The sequence below is a fragment of the Delftia sp. PE138 genome (genome assembly GCF_018320755.1).
Classification (GTDB): Bacteria; Pseudomonadota; Gammaproteobacteria; order Burkholderiales; family Burkholderiaceae_C; genus Comamonas; species Comamonas tsuruhatensis.
Genome location: NZ_JABEPN010000006.1, coordinates 157,976 through 177,385 on the forward strand (window position 1 = coordinate 157,976; position 19,410 = coordinate 177,385).

Here is a 19,410-nt window from a genome sequence, read left to right on the forward strand (position 1 = left end):
GGCTCAGAAGTCCACCGATGCGCTCAGCGAGAAGGTGCGCGGCATGGACTGCACCAGGTAGTTGGCGCCCGGGTAGCCGCCCACGGACGACCAGTAGCCCTTGTCGAACAGGTTGTCGATGCGCGCGCGCAGGGTCAGCAGGCGGTTGTTGCCGATGTCCATGAGATAACGCGCGCCGATGTCGGTGCGCGTCCACGAGGCCACTTTCAGCGTGTTGGCGCCGTTGGCGTACTGGCTGGAGGTGTGCATCACGCGCGCATTGAGGGCCAGGCCCGAGACGCCGGGCACATCCCAGTCCACGCCCAGGTTGAGCAGGCGCTTGGGCACGCCGATGGCGTAGTTGCCGATGGTGGCGGCATCGGCGGCCTCGCGGATCTTGGCCTCGCTGAAGGTCACGCCGCCCAGCACGCGCAGGCCCTTGACGGGTTCGCCGAAGACCGTGGCCTCCAGGCCGCTGTTGCGCTGCTTGCCGTACTGGCCGAAGACCTGGTTGGCCACATAGGCCGAAGGCATGTCCGTGGTGTACAGCGCCACCGTGGCGCCCAGTTGCCGGCCCTGCCACTTGAAGCCGATTTCCTTTTGGCGCGACTTGTAGGGCGCGAACACCTGGCCACCGTTGGACACCGGCAGGTCGTTGGCCGTCTGCGGCGCCACGGCGCCCTTGGTCAGGCCTTCGATGTAGTTGGCGTAGACCGAGGTGTTCTCGCTGGTCTTGAACACCAGGCCCAGCATGGGCGTGGTGGCCGACTTCTTGTAGTTGTCGGTCTGCGCGCCCGTGTTGTAGTCGTAGCTGCTTTGCTCGATGCTCTGGCGGCGCACGCCCACGGTCAGGCGCAGGCGCTCGTCCAGCATCGTCAGCGTGTCGCCGATGGCAAAGCTGTTGAGCCGGGTTTCACCCACGCGCGTGGGATCGGCCAGGTTGCCGCCGAACAGCGTCATCGCCGGGCGCGCGCTGCTCCAGGGGTTGTAGATGTTGTTGACCACGCCAAAGCCCATGCCCCAGGCATTGCGCTCGGTGGCCGAGTAGGTGCTGGCCGTGGCCACCAGCTCATGGCCCACGCTGCCCGTGGCCAGGCGCGTGCGGATGCCGACCTCGCCCGTGCCCACGCTGTCCTTGCGCTTGTTGTCGAAGCGCGTGCCCGTGGTGTCGCCGGCCGCATTGCTCACGGTCACGCCGCTCAGGGAGTTGTCCTCCTTGCCGCGGCGCAGGCCGCCCGCAGCCCAGGCCGTGGTGGTGTCGTTGATGTCCCATTCGGCGCGCAGCGTGGCGAACAGGTCGCGCTCGGTGGAGTACGACCAGTTCTGGCCGTAGTTGGTCTTGTTGTCGGGCACGGCCGGGATGAAGTTGCCGGGCGTCACGCTGGGGCGGCCGCCGTTGTAGCTGTTGCGCTGGTAGCCCACGTCGCCCGACAGGCGCACGTTGCGGCTGCGCCAGTCCAGGCCCAGGCCCAGGGCGGTGAGCGAGCGGTCTTCGCCATCCACGCCCGTGCCGCCGTCGCGGCGCACGGCGTTCAGGCGGATGCCGGTGCTCCGGTCAGGGCCGAAGCGGCGCGAGATGTCGGTGGAGACAAAGGCCTGGCCGCCCGTCTGTATGCCGGCGCCCACGCGCGTCAGTGCATCGTTGCCGGCGCGCTTGGGCAGCAGGCTGATGGTGCCGCCAATGCCGCTGCCGCCGGGTGCTGCGCCATTGAGGAAGGCATTGGCGCCGCGCAGCACCTCCACGCGCTCGAAGAATTCCGAGGCGATGTACTGGCGCGGCAGCAGGCCGTACAGGCCGTTGTAGGCGATGTCGTCCGAGTACACCGGGAAGCCGCGCAGCACATACAGCTCCTGGAAGTTGCCGAAGCCGCGCGCCTGGCGCACGCCCGGGTCGTTGAGCAGCACATCGCCCACGCTCTTGGACTGGGTGTCCTCGATCAGTTGCTGGGTGTAGCTGGTGGTGGAGAACGAGGAGTTCTTCCAGTCCAGCGTGCCCAGCACGCCGTTGCGCGCCCCCGTGGCCACCTGGCCGCCTGCGAAGGGCTTGGACAGGCCCTGGGCCGATGCGTCGGCGCTGGCCTCTACCGTCACGGCCTCCAGCACGGTGTCACCGCCCCGGGTCTGGGCAATCAGCGCCTGATGGCTGCACAGGCAAAGAACGGCCAGGGATATGGGGCGAATGGAAGGCATGGGGATGGGATTGAGAATGATTTGCAGAACCCGTTAGCTTACCAACCACCTGGGCACGCAACTATGAGTTTTCTCAATCTGTTGCATCGAAGCAATCCTGGGGGTGATTGGTTTCAAAGGCCCTGATCGATAGTCCGTGCGCACTCACCCTGACCTCCACCCTGCGGACTGCATCCTCCAGATGCCGTGGACGTGCCTGCCGTTCGCGGCGCCAGGATGCAGCTGGCACCCTGCCCTCGTCCGTCCGTCGCATGGCGCTGGCCCCGGCGGCGCCCGGCAGCGACAGTCCTGTCCCATACAGGCCCGCCAACCCGGGCCGCACGCCAGGACACCGCCATGCAAATGACACCGCTGATCGCCATCCACATGAGCGCCGCTCTCGCCGCCACGGCCACGGGCGCCATCGCCCTGCTGGCACGCCGCCAGGCCGCCGCCCATCCCCGCCTGCACCGCGCGGCCGGCCATGCCTTTGTCACGCTCATGGTCTGCGCGGCGGTGTCCGCCTGCTTCATCCGCGACTACCGCCTGCCCAACTGGGGCGGCTACACGCCCGTCCACCTGCTGGTGCCGCTGACCTTTGCCGGCCTGGGCCGGTCGTTCTGGCACCTGTACCACGGCAACATCGCCGGCCACCGCAAGATCATGCGCAGCGTCTACATCGGCGCCTGCGTCGTGGCGGGCCTGTTCACCCTGCTGCCCGGCCGCTACCTGGGCGACCTGCTGTGGCAGCAGCTGGGCCTGGCCTGAAGCCGCTTTCCTTCCCCCTGACGGAGAACTCCCCATGCGCACCCTTGATCCCCTTGATCCCCTCGATCCCTCTGCCCGCCACGACGACGATGCCCTGGAGCGCATGGCGCGCCGCCGCGCAGGCGCCAAGCTGGGCTGGATGATCCACGCCAGCGTCTATGTGCTGGTCAACCTCGGGCTGGCGGCGCTGTCGCTGTCCCAGGGCAGGCACTGGGCCATCTTCCCGGCCCTGGGCTGGGGCCTGGGACTGGCCATCCACGGGGCCGTGGTCTGGCTGGCACTGCCGGGCAACGGCTGGCACGGGCGCATGGTGGAGCGCGAGCGGCAGGCGCTGCAGTCACGCCAGGGCCGCGCCCGCTGAAACACGCCATGGGACTACCATTGCCCTCCATGCCCGACCTCGCATCCAACGCCACACGCCAGCCGGCCGCCCCTGGCCACATCGTGGAACGGACCACGCTGCTGCGCCACGGCATCGCGACGACCTCGGCCTGCGCCCTGATTGCCGCCGCATTCAGCCTGAGCAACCATGGCCGCTGGGACGTGAACCTCATCTACTCGCTGTCGATCGGCCTGACCAGCTGGCTCACCATCGAACTGGGCCGCTGGCGCCTGACGCGGGGCCAGGACATTCCCTGGCCCGGCGGCTGGCGCGGCGCAGCGCTGGTGGTGGCTGGCATCGTGACGGGGTTCGTGATCGGGTCGCTGATCGGCACGGCCTACAGGCAGTGGGCCGATCCCGACGCCAGCACGGCCCTGATGCACCGGCTGTGGATACCGCTGGCCGTCACCATCGTCGCCAGCACGGTGATGTCGCTGGCCTTCTTCCTGCTGGGCTACTCGCGCCACCTGCAGATGCAGGCCGAGCAAGCCCGCCGCCAGGCGGCCGAGGCGCGACTGACCCTGCTGCAGGCCCAGCTGGAGCCGCACATGCTGTTCAACACCCTGGCCAACCTGCGCGTGCTGGTGGCCAGCGACCCGCAGCGCGCCCAGGCCATGCTGGACCATCTGATCGCCTACCTGCGCGCCACGCTGGGCGGCTCGCGCAGCACCGAGCATGCGCTGGCCGAGGAATTCGCGCGCCTGCGCGACTACCTGGCGCTGATGTCCATCCGCATGGGCCCGCGCCTGCAATACACGCTGGACCTGCCCGAGGACCTGGGCCAGGTGCCCGTGCCGCCGCTGCTGCTGCAGCCCCTGGTGGAAAACTGCATACGCCACGGACTGGAGCCCAAGCTGGAAGGCGGGCATATCGCCGTGCGCGCGCGCCGCATGGACGGCGGCCCGCTGGAGCTGACCGTGGCCGACAACGGCATGGGCCTGGACACAGGTGCGCCCGCCCTGCCCGGCAGCCGCTTCGGCACGGCCCAGCTGCGCGAGCGCCTGGCCAGCCGCTATGGCGACGCCGCGCACTTCGAACTGGCCGCCCTGCCCGAAGGCGGCACGCTAGCCAAAATCACCATTGCCAACGCCGGTTGAAATGACCTCCTCCCCCCGCGCCCTGATCGCCGAAGACGAACCCCTGCTGGCCGAGGACCTGCGCCAGGCCCTGGCCCGCGCCTGGCCCGAGCTGCAGATTGCCGCCATGGTGGGCGACGGCCTGAGTGCAGCCCGGCAGGCGCTGGCGCTGCAGCCCGATGTGCTGTTCTTCGACATCCGCATGCCGGGCCAAAGCGGCCTGGAGGCCGCTGCCGAACTGGCCGACGCCTGGCCCGAGGCGCAGCCGTTTCCCATCCTGGTCTTCGTGACCGCCTATGACCAGTACGCCATGGACGCCTTCGAGGCCCAGGCCGTGGACTACCTGCTCAAGCCCGTGCAGCCCGAGCGGCTGGCGCGCTGCGTGCAGCGCCTGCGCGAGCTGCTGGCCCAGCGCACGGCGGCCCCGGCCGGCGCTGCGCTGGCGCAGGCGCTGGAGCAATTGCGGCACCTGGCCGGCGCCACGGCCCCCGCCGCCACCGCTACCGAGCCTCCGCTGCAGATGATCCAGGCTGGCGTGGGCACGCAGATCCAGATGGTGCCCGTGCACGACGTCGTCTACTTCGAGGCCGCCGACAAGTACGTGCGTGTGCTCACGGCCTCGCATGAGTACCTGGTGCGCACGCCGCTCAAGGAGCTGCTGCCCCGGCTGGACGCCGAGGAATTCTGGCAGGTGCACCGCGGCACCGTGGTGCGCGCAGCCGCCATTGCCAGCGCCCAGCGCGACGAGGCCGGCCGGCTGTGGCTGCAGCTGCGCGAGCGAGGGGAAAAACTGGCCGTGAGCCGCCTCTACGCGCAGCGGTTCAAGGCGATGTAGGTGGCGATGTAGACGCCGGCTCCGGTCAGCGCAGCGGCGGCTGATCGGGCAGGTCCAGCACGTCGTCCCAGACCACGCCCTGCATCTCGTCCCAGTGCGCGACGATCACGCAGCGCGGCCCGTGCCCGGCCACGGGCGCAGATTGCTGGCCGGCCCGGTTCAGCCCCGCCAGCGTGCGCTGCACATGGTCCATCGATCCCCGGTCCAGCGCGGCCAGCGGCTCGTCGATCAGCAGCAGCGGCACGCCGCTGGACCAGCCCGCCGCCATCCACAGCTTGCGCAGGCTGCCCGTGGACAGGGCCAGCAGGGGCTTGTGCAGGTGGGGCTCCAGGCCCAGGCCGTCGGCATGGGCCTGCCAGGCCGACTCGCTCCAGGCCGGGTGCAATTGCCGCTGGGCCTGCACCCATTCCTGCGCGGGCCGGGCGCGCTCGGCATTGGACAGTTCGGCGCGCGGGTCGCGCCAGAACAGTGCGGGGCGCTGCGACGGGTCCGGCTGCTGCGGATATACCAGGCGCCCGCCCTGCAAGGGCAAATGGCCGGCCAGCGCCTGCAGCAGGCTGGTCTTGCCGCAGCCCTCGCCGCCGCGCACCAGGCACAGGCCCACGGGCCAGTCGTGCGAGGCGCCATCCCACAGCAGAAGACCCGGCTGCCCGAAGCGCAGGGCCTGCGCGCTCACCATCGGCGGCGCCATCGATTGCTGTGCGGTGTCCATCTGAATGTCTTTCCGGTTCTGCGATGCGGGCGATTGTGCACGCGGCACAATGCCGGGCTTTCCCTTTTCCAACCTCGCACTACGCATGCGGACCCCACCATGACCCTCGACTACCTGGATTTCGACTACAGCGAAGACGACGAAGGCACGGGCTGCTGGGACGCCATGGCCAGCGTGCCCGCCACGCGCGTACCGGCCCTGACGGCCGAGGTGGAGCAATTGCTGGCCTGGGCGCACAGCCGCTTCAAGGGCCGGCGCGGCCCCATCGAGGAAGGCGGCGACTGGGACTACGAGCTGCAGGCCCAGGACGATGGCGGCCAGCCGCTGGCCTGGCGCTTTGACGCAGCCACGGCGCGCCTGCAATCCGTGGCGGCCGGGGATGGCCGCACCACGGTGAACCTGTCGATCAGCGGCAGCGCGGCCTTCGGCGAAGCATTGCGCCAGGCCTTCGAGCTGCAGGACTGAACATCAGCGCGCGACAGCCTGCGGCCCCTGCACGGAGGCCGGCCCCAGCGGCTCCCAGCGCCCGGCCACGTTCTTGAGCAAGGTGTTGACGGCGGCCAGCCGCCGGTTGCGCACATCGATCAGGCTGCGCCGCGCCGACAGCACCGTGGTCTGGGCGCTGAGCACATTCAGATAGGCCACCGTACCCGCGCGGTACTGGTTGTTGACGACATCCAGCGCCTTCTGCGCGGCGGCCACGGCCTCGATCTGCACCTGCTGCTCGCGCGCCAGGGCGGATGCGGTGACCAGGTTGTCCTCCACCTCCTGCAACGCCGTCAGCACGGTCTGGCGGTAGGTGGCGGCGGCCAGGTCCAGCGAGGCACGCGCCGACTCCACGCCCGCCGTGCGCGCGCCGCCGTCGAACAGCGCCAGCGCCAGCGACGGGCCCAGCGACCAGAACAGGTTGGGCGCACCCACCAGGTTGGACAGCGATGCACCCCGGTAGCCGGCCGTGGCCGACAGCGTGAGCGCCGGGAAGAAGGCCGCGCGCGCCACGCCCACCTGGGCGTTGGCGGCGGCCACGCGGCGCTCGGCCGCAGCAATGTCGGGGCGCTGCTCCAGCAGTTGGGACGACAGCATGGCCGGCACCTCGGGCGGCGGCGGCAGCTCGGCGCCGGCCTCCAGGCTGAAGGCGGCCGGCGGCAGGCCCAGCAGCGCGGCCAGGGCGTGCTCCAGCTGGGCGCGGCTGGTCTGCGCCTCGATGAGCTGGGCCTGGGTGCTTTTGTACTGCGCCTCGGCCTGGGCCACGTCGGCCGACGAGGCCACGCCCGCGCGGTAGCGGTTGTTGGTGAGCTTCAGGCTTTGCTCGTAGCTCTGCAGCGTTTCCTGCAGCAGCCGCACGCTGGCATCGGCCGCGCGCAGCGAGAAATAGGTCTGCGTGATCGATGCCTGGGCCGACAGGCGCGCGGCGGCCAGGTCGTCGCTGCTGGCCTGGGCGCTGGCCTGGCTGGCGCTGACCGTGCCCGACACGCGGCCCCACAGGTCCAGCTCCCAGCTGGCGTTCAGGCCCAGCGAGTAGTTGGTCGAGATGTTGCCGCTACTGCCGGTGTTGCCGCCCGTGCCTGATGCACCCGATGCACCGGAGGCCCCGCCGCTGCGCGAGCGCGTGGCGCCGGCCGTGCTGCCCAGCGTGGGGAACAGCCCGGCCTGGCTGCTGGCCACGGCCGCCTGCGCGGCACGCAGGCGCGCGGCGGCCTGGGCAATGCTCTGGTTGCCGGTGGCGGCCTGCTGCTGCAGGCGGTTGAGCTGCTCGTCGCCGAACAGCTCCCACCAGTTGTCGGGCACTTGCGCACGCGACGGGTCCGCGGGCCGCCAGATGCCGGCCTCGGCCGCCTCGGGCGTGGCTTCCTTGAACTGGGCCGGCACCTCGAGTGCGGGGCGCTGGTAGGCGCTCTGCGTGGAGCAGCCGGCCAGCAGCGCGGCGGCCAGCCAGATCGCCGGGGTTTGGAGTGTCTTCAGCTGCATGGCCTTGGGCTTTCGGATTCGGTTCACTGGGGTGATGCGGCGGGCACAGGGGTGCCGCGGTCCTTGCCCTGCACGCGGCCACGCAGGCCCATGACACGCTGGCGCAGCCTGTCCAGCAGCACATAGACCACGGGCGTGGTGTAGAGCGTGAGCAGCTGGCTCAGCATCAGGCCGCCCACGATGGCAATGCCCAGCGGCTGGCGCAGCTCGGCGCCATCGCCCCGGCCCAGGGCCAGCGGCAGCGCGCCGCAGATGGCCGCCAGGCTGGTCATGAGGATGGGGCGCAGCCGCAGTTCGCAGGCGCGGTAGATGGCCTGGGCGGCCGTCGCATGGCCGCCGCGCTGCCGCTCCAGCGCGAAGTCGATCATCATGATGGCGTTCTTCTTGACGATGCCGATCAGCAATATCACCCCGATCAGCGCGATCAGCGAGAACTCCGTCTTGAACAGCATCAGCGCCATCAGCGCGCCCACGCCGGCCGAGGGCAGCGTGGACAGGATGGTCAGCGGATGCACCAGGCTCTCATAGAGCACGCCCAGCACCAGGTAGATGGTGATGATGGCCGCCAGGATCAGCAGCGGCTGCCCCGACAGCGCCTGCTGGAAGGCCCCGGCCGTGCCGCTGAAGCTGCCGCGCACCGACACGGGCACGCCCAGCTCGGCCACGGCCGCGCGGATGGCGTCGCTGGCATCCGACAGCGCCACGCCTTCGGCCAGGCTGAAGCTGATGGTGCTGGCCGGCGTGCCCCGGTCGTGGTTCACGGACAGCGGCGTGTTGGTGGTGGTGATGCGCGCAAACGAGGTCAGCGGCACCTGCTCGCCCTGGTTGTTCACGAAGAAGAAGCCGCGCAGCGTCTCGGGGCTTTGCAGGTAGCGCGGCGCGGCCTCCATCACCACGCGGTACTGGTTGAGCGGGTTGTAGATCACGCCCACCTGGCGCTGGCCGAAGGCGTTGTTGAGCGTGCCGTCGATCTGCGCCACCGTCAGCCCCAGGCGCGTGGCCGCGTCGCGGTCGATCACCAGCGAGGTCTGCAGGCCGAAGTCGGAGACATCGCTGTTCACGTCCGTGAGCTGGGGCAGCTGCGACAGCACCTGGCGGATGCGCGGCTCCCAGGTGCGCAGGTCCTGGATGTCGTCAGCCTGCAGCGTGTAGTCGTACGAGCCCGAGCTCTGCCGCCCGCCGATGCGGATATCGCTTTGCGTGACCATGAACAGCCTCGCGCCGGGCTCGTTCTTGAGCTTGTCGCGCAGGCGGTTGATCACCTCGTCGGACGATACCTTGCGCTCGGCCAGCGGCTTGAGCGACATGAACATGTTGGCCGCATTGCGCTGGCCGCCGCCCGTGAAGCCCGTCACGTACTCCACGGCCGGGTCTTCCTGCACGATGGACAGGAAGCGCTTGAGCCGCTGCTCCATGGCCTGGTAGGAGGTGGACTGGTCGGCCCGGATGAAGCCCATCACGCGGCCCGTGTCCTGGCTGGGCATGAAGCCCTTGTCGATGGCCATGTACAGGTGCACGTTCAGCGCCACCACGCCGGCCAGCACCAGCAGCACCAGCGGCTGGTGGCGCAGGCACCAGGCCAGGCTTGCGCGGTAGCCGGACATGGCACGCCGCTCGGCACGGCCCACCCAGGCGCCGAAGCGGTCCCAGGCGCGGCCCATTGGCCCGCGCGGACGCGCCTGTGCAGCAGGCCGCTGCGGCCGCAGCAGCGCCGCGCACATCATGGGCGTGGTGGTCAGCGACACCACCATCGAGATCAGAATCGCCGCCGACATCACCACCGCGAACTCGCGGAAGAACCGCCCCACGATGCCGCCCATGAACAGGATGGGCACGAACACCGCGATCAGCGACAGGCTCATGGACACCACGGTGAACCCGATCTCGCGCGCCCCGTCCAGCGCCGCGCGCAGCGCGGTCTTGCCGCGCTCCATGTGGCGCATCACGTTCTCCAGCACCACGATGGCATCGTCCACCACAAAGCCCGTGGCCACGGTCAGCGCCATCAGCGACAGGTTGTCCAGCGTATAGCCGGCCAGGTACATCACGCCGAACGTGCCCGCCAGCGACACCGGCACGGCCACGGCCGGAATCAGCGTGGCCCGGCCATTGCGCAGGAACAGGAACACCACCAGGATCACCAGCGCCACGGCGATCAACAGCGCCCGTTCCACCTCCACCACCGAGGCACGCAGCGTGGGCGTGCGGTCGGACACGATGGTCAGATCGATCGCCTCGGGGATGGACGCCTTGAGCTGCGGCAGCAAAGAGCGCACGCGCGCCACGGCCTCCAGGATGTTGGCATCGGGCTGCTTGAAGATCTGCAGCAGGATGGCGGGCTTGCCATTGGCCACGCCGTAGTTGCGCACGTCCTGCACCGAATCCGTGACATCGGCCACGTCCTGCAGCCGGATCGCATTGCCATTGCTCCAGCGCAGCACCAGCGGCGCATAGTCGGCCGCCACGCGGGCCTGGTCATTGGCGGTCACCTGCCAGTAATGGTCCTCGCGCTCCACCGCGCCCAGCGGCCGGTTGGCATTCGTGGCCGAAATGGCGGTACGCACCTGGTCCAGCGACACGCCATTGGCCGCCAGCTTCACCGGGTCCAGCTCCACGCGCACGGCCGGCAGCGCCCCCCCGCTGATGGACGCCTGGCCCACGCCCTCCACCTGCGAGAGCTTCTGCGCCAGCACGGTGGACGCCGCGTCATACATCTGCCCGCGCGTCAGCGCGCTGGACGTCAGCGCCAGGATCATGATCGGCGCATCGGCCGGATTCACCTTGCGATACGTAGGATTGCCCGGCATGCCCGAAGGCAGCAGCGTGCGCGCCGCATTGATGGCGGCCTGCACATCGCGCGCCGCGCTGTCCACCGTGCGCGACAGATCGAACTGCAGCGTGATGCGCGTACTGCCCAGGCTGGAGCTGGACGTGATCTCATTGACCCCAGCAATCGCCCCCAGCGCCCGCTCCAGCGGCGTCGCCACCGTCGCCGCCATCGTGTCGGGGCTTGCACCGGGCAGGCTGGCCGACACCGAAATCGTCGGATAGTCCACCTGCGGCAGCGGCGCCACCGGCAGCAGGAAATACGACACTGCCCCCGCCAGCGCCAGGCCGATGGTCATCAGCATGGTGGCAATGGGCCGGAAGATGAACGGCGCCGAGAGATTGGAAAGCTGGCTCATGACCCAGCCCCAAAAACCCCAGGCCGAGCGAAGCGATGGCCCGTCCCCCGGCCTTCCCCCCTCTGCCCACGCCTGCGTTGGGGGCGATGCGGGGTGGCAAGCCTGCCGAAGGACAGGCTTGCTTCGTCATCTGACTTGCCGCAGTTGTCTGAGCGGCGCGCGAAGCGCAAAGCGAGTTCTGCGGCACACCCCGCATCGTGCCCAACGCAGGTTGCCCGCAGCGAAGCGAAGGGTCGTGGGCAGTGGGGGCGCATTTCTTTGCCTACTTTCTTGCTGCGAGGCAAGAAAGTAGGTCGGCCGCCGGGCCGAACCCCGGCCAGCGGCGCCAGCCAAGACAAGAGCGCAAGCTCAGGCATGAACGCTCTCCCGAGAAGAACGATCCCGCCACCTCTGCGCCCACCCCTCAAACGTCAAATAAATCACAGGCGTAGTGAACAGAGTCAACAACTGACTCACCAGCAAGCCCCCCACCAACGTCACCCCCAACGGATGCCGCAACTCACTGCCCACCCCCGTCCCCAACATCAACGGCAAGGCCCCCAGCAAAGCCGCCAAAGTCGTCATCAGGATAGGCCGGAACCGCAGCAGGCAGGCCTGGTAGATGGCCTCGCGCGGCGTGTGCCCCTCCTCGCGCTGCGCCTCCAGCGCGAAGTCGATCATCATGATCGCGTTCTTCTTGACGATGCCGATCAGCAGCACGATGCCGATGATGGCGATGATGTCCAGGTCCAGCCCCGCCAGCAGCAGGGCCAGCAGCGCGCCCACGCCGGCCGAGGGCAGCGTGGACAGGATGGTCACCGGGTGGATGGTGCTCTCATAGAGCACGCCCAGCACGATGTACATGGTGATCACCGCCGCCAGCACCAGCAGCAGCGTGTTGGACAGCGAGGCCTGGAAGGCCAGGGCCGCGCCCTGGAAGGCGGCATCCACCGACAGCGGCATATGGCCCTCCGTGCGCAGCTGGGCCATCAGGTCCTGCACGGCCTTGACGGCATGGCCCAGCGACACGCCGGGCGCAGTGTTGAACGAGATGGTGGCGGCGGGCAGCTGGCCCACATGGTTCACGGCCAGGGCCATGGGCCGCTCGCTGACCGTGGCCACCGAGGACAGCGGCACGGGCGCGCCCGCGCTGGAGGCCACGTAGATGGACTGCAGCGCCTCGGGCCCGACCTTGAACTGCGGCGCCACCTCCAGCACCACGCGGTACTGGTTGGACTGCGTGAAGATGGTGGAGATCAGCCGCTGGCCGAAGGCGTTGTACAGCGCCGTGTCGATGGCCGAGACCGTCACGCCCAGCCGGCTGGCCTGGGCCCGGTCGATCTGCACGAAGGCCTGCAGGCCCTGGTCCTGCAGGTCGCTGCCCACGTCCACCAGCTCGGGCAGGTCGTGCATGCGCTCGACCAGGGCCTGGGTGCTCTTGGCCAGCTGCGCCATGTCGGGCGAGGACATCAGCAGCTGGTACTGGGTGCGCGCCACGCGGTCCTCGATGGTCAGGTCCTGCACGGGCTGGGCGTACAGGCGAATGCCCGGGATCTGCAGCGCATCGTCGGACAGGCGGCGCAGCACGGCGGGCACGCCATCGCGCTGGCCATGGGGCTTGAGGTCGATCAGCAGCCGGCCCGTGTTCAGCGTGGTGTTGCTGCCATCGACGCCGATGAAGGACGAGATGCTCTGCACGGCCGGGTCCTTGAGCAGCAGCTCGGCCAGGGCCTGCTGGCGCTCGGCCATGGCGGCAAAGGAGATGGACTGGTCGGCCTCGGTCGTGGCCTGGATGGTGCCCGTGTCCTGGTCCGGGAAGAAGCCCTTGGGCACGGCAAAGTACAGCAGCACGGTCACGGCCAGCGTGGCCAGGAAGACGATCCATGTCAGGCCCCGGCGGTCCAGCACCCAGGTGAGGATGCGGCCGTAGCCGGCGATGGTGCGGTCGAAGAAACGGCCCGTGGCGTGGTACAGGCGGCCATGCTTTTCCTCCTCGGCCCCTTCGGGCTGGTGGCGCAGCAGCCGCGCGCACAGCATGGGCGTGAGCGTCAGCGAGACCACGGCCGAGATCAGGATGGCCACCGCCATGGTGATGGCGAACTCGTGGAACAGCCGCCCCACCACGTCGCCCATGAACAGCAGCGGGATCAGCACGGCGATCAGCGAAATCGTCAGCGAGATGATGGTGAAGCCGATCTGCCTGGCGCCCTTGAGCGCGGCCTGCATGGGCGGCTCGCCCTTTTCCACGAAGCGCGCGATGTTCTCGATCATCACGATGGCATCGTCCACCACGAAGCCGGTGGAGATCGTCAGCGCCATCAGCGTGAGGTTGTTGATGGAAAAACCGGCCAGGTACATCACGCCGAAGGTGCCGATCAGCGACAGCGGCACGGCAAAGCTCGGTATCAGCGTGGCCGAGGCGCTGCGCAGGAAGACGAAGATCACCGCCACCACCAGGGCGATGGCCAGCATCAGCTCCAGCTGCATGTCGTTGACCGAGGCGCGGATGGTCACCGTGCGGTCGGTCAGCACCTGCACGTCCAGCGAGGCCGGCAGCGTCTCCTTGAGCTGGGGCAGCAGCGCCTTGATGCGATCCACCGTCTCGATCACGTTGGCGCCGGGCTGGCGCCGGATGTTGAGGATCACGCCCGCGCGCGAGCCACCCTCGGGCGTGCCGGCCCAGGCGGCCAGGCGCGTGTTCTCGGCATCGTCCACGGTCTGGGCGATGTCGGACAGGCGCACGGGCAGGCCGTTCTTGAAGGCGATGATGAGGTTGCGGTACTCGGCCGCCGACTGCAGCTGGTCGTTGGCATCGATGGTGGAGGCGCGCGCCGGGCCGTCGAAGCCGCCCTTGGCCTGCTTGACGTTGGCGGCGGCGATGGCGGTGCGCACATCGTCCAGCGTCATGCCCAGGCCGGCCAGCGCCGTCGGGTTGGCCTGGATGCGCACGGCGGGACGGCGCCCACCGGCAATCGCCACCAGCCCCACGCCGTTGACCTGCGAGAGCTTGGGCGCCAGGCGGTTCTCCACCAGGTCATTGACGCGGATCACCGGCAGCGAGGGCGAGGTGATGGCCAGCGTGAGGATGGGCGCATCCGCCGGATTGACCTTGCTGTACAGCGGGGGCATGGGCAGGTCGCTGGGCAGCAGGTTGGCACCCGCGTTGATGGCGGCCTGCACCTGCTGCTCGGCCACGTCCATGGCCATGTCCAGCGCAAAGCGCAGCGTGATCACCGAGGCGCCGCCCGAACTGGTGGACGACATCTGCGACAGCCCCGGCATCTGGCCGAGCTGGCGCTCCAGCGGCGCGGTGACGTTGGAGGTCATCACGTCGGGGCTGGCGCCCGGGTACAGCGTGGTGACCTGGATGGTGGGGTAGTCCACCTCGGGCAGGGCCGAGATCGGCAGCAGCCGGTAGGCCAGCAGGCCGGCGATCAGCACCGCCACCATCAGCAGCGATGTGGCGACGGGTCGCAGGATGAAGATGCGGGAAAGATTCATGGGGCCGCCTGGAAGGGCTTGCGGTCTTCAGGTGCCGGGCGCTGCTCAGCGCCCGGCAGGAGCGGGAGCCGCTGGAGCCGCCGGAGCGGCAGACGCCGGGCCGGGCGATGGCTGGGGCGAGCCCGGTGACGGCGCAGGTGCCTGGGATGCCGGCGCGGAACCTTCGGCGGCCGGTGCGCCGCTGCCGGCGCCATTGCTGCCGCCACTGTTGCCACCGCCATTGCGCTGCCCACCGCGCTCGGCGCGCAGCTTCTGCAGGTAGGCCTTGCGCTCGTCGGGGTTCATGGTCGCCAGCTTGGCGCGCACATCGGGCGGCAGATTGCGCATGCCGCGCGGCTGGCTGGAGGCGTCCTGCACGGCCTGGTCCACCTTCTGCACCTTGTCGGGCTCGATCACCGTGACCTTGGCGCCTTCGCGCAGGCGGTCAATGCCATCGACCACCACCTGCTCGCCAGGCTTGAGTTCGCCCTTCACGCTCACCCGGTCGCCATCGGTCACGCCCACGGCGATGCGCCGCTGCGTCACCGTGCCATCCTCCTGGACCAGGTAGACGTAGTTGTTCTGCACGGCCGTGGTCGGCACGGTCAGCGCCTGCTCCAGCCGGTCCACTTCCAGCCTGACGTTGACGAACTGGTTGGCGAACAGCCGGCCCTCGGCATTGTCGAAGGCGGCCTTGGCCTTGATGGTGCCGGTGGCGATGTCGATGCTGTTGTCCACCGCATTCAGCCGGCCGCGCCCCAGCTGCTGCTTGAGGTCCCGGTCCCACAGCTCCACGGGCAGCTCGCGGCCCTCGGCCAGGCGCCGCGCCAGCGTGCCCACATGCGCCTCGGGCACGGAGAACACCGCGTCGATGGGCTTGACCTGCGTGATGGTGACGATGCCGTTGGCATCCGAAGGGTTGACCACATTGCCCCGGTCGGCCTGGCGCAGGCCCAGCCGGCCCGCAATGGGCGCCGTGATGCGCGTGTAGCTCAGTTGCAGCCTGGCCGCATCGGCCTGGGCCTGGTCGGCGGCCACCGTGCCCTGGTACTGGCGCACCAGCGCAGCCTGGGTATCGACCTGCTGGCCGGCAATGGAATCCTGGGCCTGCAGCTCCTTGTAGCGCTGCAGGTCCAGCTGGGCGTTCTTGAGCAGCGCCTGGTCGCGCTGCAGCGTGCCCTGGATCTGGTTGAAGCTGGCCTGGAAGCTGCGCGGATCGATCTCGGCCAGCAGCTGGCCGGCCTTGACCTCGTCGCCTTCCTTGAAATGCAGGCGCAGCAACTCGCCCGACACCTTGGCGCGCACCACGGCCGTGGCGCGAGGGTTCATGGTGCCGATGGCGCTGATCAGCACGCGCATGTCGCGCCGCTCCACCACGCCCACGGACACCGGCTGCGCCTGGGCACCCATGGCGCCGGGGCCGCCAGGCCCACCCGGCCCGCCGGGGCCGCGCCGGCCGCCTCCCGCACGCCCGCCACCCGGGCCGGGCGCACCGGCCGAGGCCTGCTCGCCCTGCGCCGGCGCCCGCTTGTTCCACCACCACAGCCCGCCCCCCGCCACCAGGGCCAATGCCACCACGCCCCACATCAGGGCAGGCCGTACCCGGCCACGCTGGCGTGCGCCGTTGGCATCTGCAACAAGGGGGCTGCTGGACAGGCGTTTCATGGTCACTGCGGGAAATCGTGGGAGGAAGCCGTGGGCCCGGCCCCGGAACGGGGCACGGCGGCGGATGCGGCTATGGTAGCCAGTCCCATGCTCTCCAAAACGAGGCAGATCGCCGTTTTACGCAGGCATTACCCCCGCTTTACCCCGGCTTTACCCGCCCTGGCCAGAGCGTTTTCGGAAACAGGTCGGCCACCCGTCGGCAGGGCCTCAGACAGGGCACGGCGCTCACAACACTGTTGACTCAGGCACGGCCAATGCGGGGCGCATCGGCCGAAAAGTCCATTGAAAACAAGGCATTGCACCCCAGCCCGGCGCAGGTCGCGCCTGTCACCCCGTTGGACTGCACCCCGCGCTTGTGGCTACGATGCGCGGCCGCCGGCCTGCAGGCGCAGGCCGCCATCCATCCGTCCCAGGAGAACACCATGACGACTGCCAACCCACGCCTGACCGACCACCCCGAAGAAGCCGCCGTGCGCGTGCCGCTGGAGCTGTACATGCGCGGCCATGCCGAGGACAACAGCGCCCACATGCGCGCCGCCTTCATGCCCACCGCCCGCATCGAAAGCGTGCGCGAAGGCCCGCTGACCTCCTGGGACATCGACACCTACTGCGCCCGCTTCAAGGGCCAGCCCGCCGCCGACGAGGCCACGCGCCGCCGCAGCATCGACGCCATCGACATCGGCGGCACGGCGGCCAGCGCCAAGATCACCCTGGTGCACGGCGCCATCACCTTCATCGACTACTTCGTGCTGCTCAAGACCGAGGCCGGCTGGAAGATTGCCAACAAGGCCTTCCATGCCCAGCCGCACTGACATCACCAGGGCTTGAAATGAGCCAGCAGGCCGTAGGTCAGCGCACCAGCCAAGGTCGGCATGGCAATGCCTTTACGCACCAGGCGTGCGAGGCAGATGGCCAGCAAAGCCACGGAGATCACGGCCACCCGCCCCCAGCGGACATCGCTGACCAACAGCCCCCAGGTTGACACCACGAACAGGGCAGCGATGGCGGCGGGCCCGACACCCGCCAGCCACCGCTGCACCTTCCGGGACGCCCGTGCAGAGTGCCCTCTGCGGCGTGCCTGCCACAACGGCAACCAGCGCAGGCCAAAGGTGCCGGCACCGCACAACAGCAAGATCCAGAATGTGTACGACATGGTGATCAGCCCCTATCGGCCGTGGCCGCATGCGCCAGCGCACCGCACAGGATCGCCAGCGCCAGGGCGTGGTAGCCCGGAATGAAGCAAACCAGCACCGCAGCGACCACGGCGGCCGTGAGCACCGCACGCCACCAGCGCAGCACCCCCGCCTCCAGCAGCAGCGCAAAGAACAATGCCGGCAGAACGAAGGCCAGCGCCTCGCGGACGGCTGCCGGCCACCGATCCACCTCGCCCACCAGCGTCACCCCCATCACCGTGCCGCCCACCCAGGCCGCGTAGGCGCCAAGTTGCAGGCCCAGAAACCAGTGCTCGCGCTCGGCCTCTGGCACGCCCTGCATCTTGCTCATGGCGGTGGCAAACACCTCGTCGGTCAGGCCAAAGGCCAACCAGGGCGTGGCCAGGCGCTGCCGCGGCCCCAGCACCACCTGCAGGGCCGGGCCATACAGCACATGCCGCGCATTCATCAACAGCACCGTGGGCAAAGCGGTCCACAGCCCGGCTCCCGAAGCCAGCAACGAAATCAGCAGGAACTGGCTGGCTCCGGCATAGACCAGCACGGAAGCCAGCACCGCAATGGATGGAGCAAGACCCGCCTGAACGGCCGCCACGCCAAAGGAAAAAGCAATCGGCAGATAGCCCGTCGCCACGGAGAGGCTGGCGGTCAGGCCGGCAGCCAGCGGACGAGCGCCGCTCACGCCGCGCCTCCGAACCCTTTCGCCACAGGATTGCCGACAATCGTGCCGGGCAAGCCGGCCTCATTCCCTGCCAAACACATGATCGCCTCCCTCTATGAAAGAAGATCGATCAATATAGCGCCTCAACTCCCGTCACTGCAGCCCCATGCCACCCGCCTGCGGCGCCCCGTCTAACCCACCCCGCACACCAGGGGCGTGATGCCCTCGGGCCCGTCATCCTCCAGCGGCTGCGGGGGCTGGGCTGCGGCGAGCTTGCCTTCTTCCACGGTCATGCCGCGCGGCAGGGCCACGCCGTTCTTGGCGGCCAGGACCTCGGCCATGATGCTGACGGCGATTTCGGGGGGCGTCTTGCTGCCTATGTACAGGCCGATGGGGCCGCGCAGGCGCGCGAGCTGCGCGTCGCCCAGGCCGAAGTGCTCGCTCAGGCGCTGCAGGCGCAGCGCGGTGTTGCGGCGCGAGCCGATGGCGCCGACGTAGAAGGCCGGGGATTCCAGGGCTTCCATGAGGGCCAGGTCGTCGAGCTTGGGGTCGTGCGTGAGGCCGATGATGCAGGTGCGCGCATCGGCGCGCATGGTGCGCACAAGGTCGTCGGGCATCTCGCGCGACAGCTGCACGCCGGCCACGCTCCAGTGGCGGCTGTATTCCTCGCGCGGGTCGCAGACGGTGACCGCAAAGCCGTTGAACAGCGCCATGGTGGCCAGGTATTCGGACAGCTGGCCTGCGCCGATGAGCAGCATGCGGTACTCGGGGCCGAAGCTGTTGGCGACCTGCTGCCCGGCATGCACCAGCGGCTCGGGCGCATCGCTGACCTGCTGGGCGACCTGGCCGGTGGCCTTGTCCACGGTGCGCCGCACCATGCGGCCTTCGTCCAGCCATTGGACGAGTTGCTGCAGCGCAGCAGCGTCGGGATTGAATTCGAGCAGCAGCTCCAGCGTGCCGCCGCAGGGCAGGCCGAAGCGGTGGGCCTCGTCGGCGCTGACGCCGTAGCGCAGCAGCCGGGGCGCGCCGTCGCGCAGGGCGTCGGCGTCCGAGGCGTGGCTGTAGCGGGCGATCAGGTCGTCCTCGATGCAGCCGCCGGACACGGAGCCGACCACGGCGCCCGAGGCCCCCAGCGCCATGATGGAGCCGATGGGCCGGGGCGACGAGCCCCAGGTACGCACTACCGTGGCCAGCAGCGCGCGCTCGCCCTGAGCGCGCCATTGCGCGAGGTGGCGCAGAACATGAACATCCAGGTTTTCCATTGCAAATCTCCACGCCGGCACCTGGCTTGCCTGTGCAGCTGGGCGCCTGGCGCTTTTCGGCGGCTATTGTGCTGCGCCAGCGCGCATCGTTCAGGGTAGGTGGAAAAAGCCGTGGGTCGG

General features: G+C 69.4%; 15 protein-coding genes. 6 read left to right on the forward strand and 9 right to left on the reverse strand.

All coding sequences use genetic code 11. From position 1 onward, the window contains the following. Nucleotides 1–3: 3 nt before the first annotated feature. Nucleotides 4–2,169, reverse strand: a complete 2,166-nt coding sequence (locus tag HFGMBDPB_RS20580) for a TonB-dependent receptor (protein ID WP_212646146.1) — start codon at nt 2,167–2,169, stop codon at nt 4–6. Between the two features lie 336 nt (nt 2,170–2,505). On the opposite strand from HFGMBDPB_RS20580, the gene HFGMBDPB_RS20585 reads away from it, so the two are divergent. From HFGMBDPB_RS20585 to HFGMBDPB_RS20600, 4 genes are read left to right on the forward strand one after another with little or no spacing between them, the layout of a single operon-like run. After that, nucleotides 2,506–2,916, forward strand: a complete 411-nt coding sequence (locus HFGMBDPB_RS20585) for a DUF2306 domain-containing protein (RefSeq protein WP_047219335.1) — start codon at nt 2,506–2,508, stop codon at nt 2,914–2,916. Between the two features lie 34 nt (nt 2,917–2,950). Further along, nucleotides 2,951–3,277 carry a 2TM domain-containing protein gene (locus HFGMBDPB_RS20590; protein WP_016454690.1) on the forward strand — a complete coding sequence of 109 codons (327 nt, stop codon included), beginning with the start codon at nt 2,951–2,953 and terminating at the stop codon, nt 3,275–3,277. A gap of 29 nt (nt 3,278–3,306) precedes the next feature. Further along, nucleotides 3,307–4,395 (forward strand): sensor histidine kinase, encoded by a 1,089-nt coding sequence (locus HFGMBDPB_RS20595; RefSeq protein ID WP_047219334.1) that lies wholly within the window; start codon nt 3,307–3,309, stop codon nt 4,393–4,395. A gap of 1 nt (nt 4,396) precedes the next feature. Further along, a complete protein-coding gene (locus HFGMBDPB_RS20600; RefSeq protein ID WP_212646147.1) occupies nt 4,397–5,209 on the forward strand; it encodes a LytR/AlgR family response regulator transcription factor in 813 nt (270 codons plus the stop codon). Nucleotides 5,210–5,234: 25 nt separating this feature from the next. Here HFGMBDPB_RS20600 and HFGMBDPB_RS20605 read toward each other — a convergent pair whose 3' ends face one another. Next, nucleotides 5,235–6,008 carry an ABC transporter ATP-binding protein gene (locus HFGMBDPB_RS20605; protein WP_212646148.1) on the reverse strand — a complete coding sequence of 258 codons (774 nt, stop codon included), beginning with the start codon at nt 6,006–6,008 and terminating at the stop codon, nt 5,235–5,237. A 12-nt stretch (nt 6,009–6,020) separates the two neighbouring features. Between HFGMBDPB_RS20605 and HFGMBDPB_RS20610 the strand changes: the two genes are divergently transcribed. Continuing rightward, complete coding sequence (locus HFGMBDPB_RS20610) at nt 6,021–6,386, forward strand: hypothetical protein (RefSeq protein ID WP_212646149.1); 366 nt, start codon at nt 6,021–6,023, stop codon at nt 6,384–6,386. A gap of 3 nt (nt 6,387–6,389) precedes the next feature. On the opposite strand, the gene HFGMBDPB_RS20615 is transcribed toward HFGMBDPB_RS20610, so the two are convergent. From HFGMBDPB_RS20615 to HFGMBDPB_RS20630, 4 genes are all read right to left on the reverse strand, one after another. Further along, nucleotides 6,390–7,889, reverse strand: a complete 1,500-nt coding sequence (locus HFGMBDPB_RS20615) for an efflux transporter outer membrane subunit (protein ID WP_212646150.1) — start codon at nt 7,887–7,889, stop codon at nt 6,390–6,392. A 23-nt stretch (nt 7,890–7,912) separates the two neighbouring features. Next, nucleotides 7,913–11,074 carry a multidrug efflux RND transporter permease subunit gene (locus HFGMBDPB_RS20620; protein ID WP_016454684.1) on the reverse strand — a complete coding sequence of 1,054 codons (3,162 nt, stop codon included), beginning with the start codon at nt 11,072–11,074 and terminating at the stop codon, nt 7,913–7,915. Between the two features lie 348 nt (nt 11,075–11,422). Further along, a complete protein-coding gene (locus HFGMBDPB_RS20625) occupies nt 11,423–14,554 on the reverse strand; it encodes an MdtB/MuxB family multidrug efflux RND transporter permease subunit (RefSeq protein ID WP_047471886.1) in 3,132 nt (1,043 codons plus the stop codon). A 45-nt stretch (nt 14,555–14,599) separates the two neighbouring features. Further along, nucleotides 14,600–16,198 carry an efflux RND transporter periplasmic adaptor subunit gene (locus HFGMBDPB_RS20630; RefSeq protein ID WP_212646151.1) on the reverse strand — a complete coding sequence of 533 codons (1,599 nt, stop codon included), beginning with the start codon at nt 16,196–16,198 and terminating at the stop codon, nt 14,600–14,602. A 422-nt stretch (nt 16,199–16,620) separates the two neighbouring features. Here HFGMBDPB_RS20630 and HFGMBDPB_RS20635 point away from each other — a divergent pair, with 422 nt between their 5' ends. Further along, nucleotides 16,621–17,010 carry a nuclear transport factor 2 family protein gene (locus tag HFGMBDPB_RS20635; protein WP_013803605.1) on the forward strand — a complete coding sequence of 130 codons (390 nt, stop codon included), beginning with the start codon at nt 16,621–16,623 and terminating at the stop codon, nt 17,008–17,010. A gap of 2 nt (nt 17,011–17,012) precedes the next feature. Here HFGMBDPB_RS20635 and HFGMBDPB_RS20640 read toward each other — a convergent pair whose 3' ends face one another. The 3 genes from HFGMBDPB_RS20640 to HFGMBDPB_RS20650 form a co-directional block, all read right to left on the reverse strand. After that, the gene (locus HFGMBDPB_RS20640; RefSeq protein WP_070080576.1) at nt 17,013–17,351 is read right to left on the reverse strand and encodes an AzlD domain-containing protein; all 339 of its coding nucleotides are present in this window, start codon (nt 17,349–17,351) and stop codon (nt 17,013–17,015) included. A 5-nt stretch (nt 17,352–17,356) separates the two neighbouring features. Beyond that, nucleotides 17,357–18,049 carry an AzlC family ABC transporter permease gene (locus tag HFGMBDPB_RS20645; RefSeq protein WP_016448918.1) on the reverse strand — a complete coding sequence of 231 codons (693 nt, stop codon included), beginning with the start codon at nt 18,047–18,049 and terminating at the stop codon, nt 17,357–17,359. A gap of 170 nt (nt 18,050–18,219) precedes the next feature. Next, a complete protein-coding gene (locus HFGMBDPB_RS20650) occupies nt 18,220–19,290 on the reverse strand; it encodes an XdhC family protein (RefSeq protein ID WP_016448919.1) in 1,071 nt (356 codons plus the stop codon). Nucleotides 19,291–19,410: the final 120 nt, after the last annotated feature.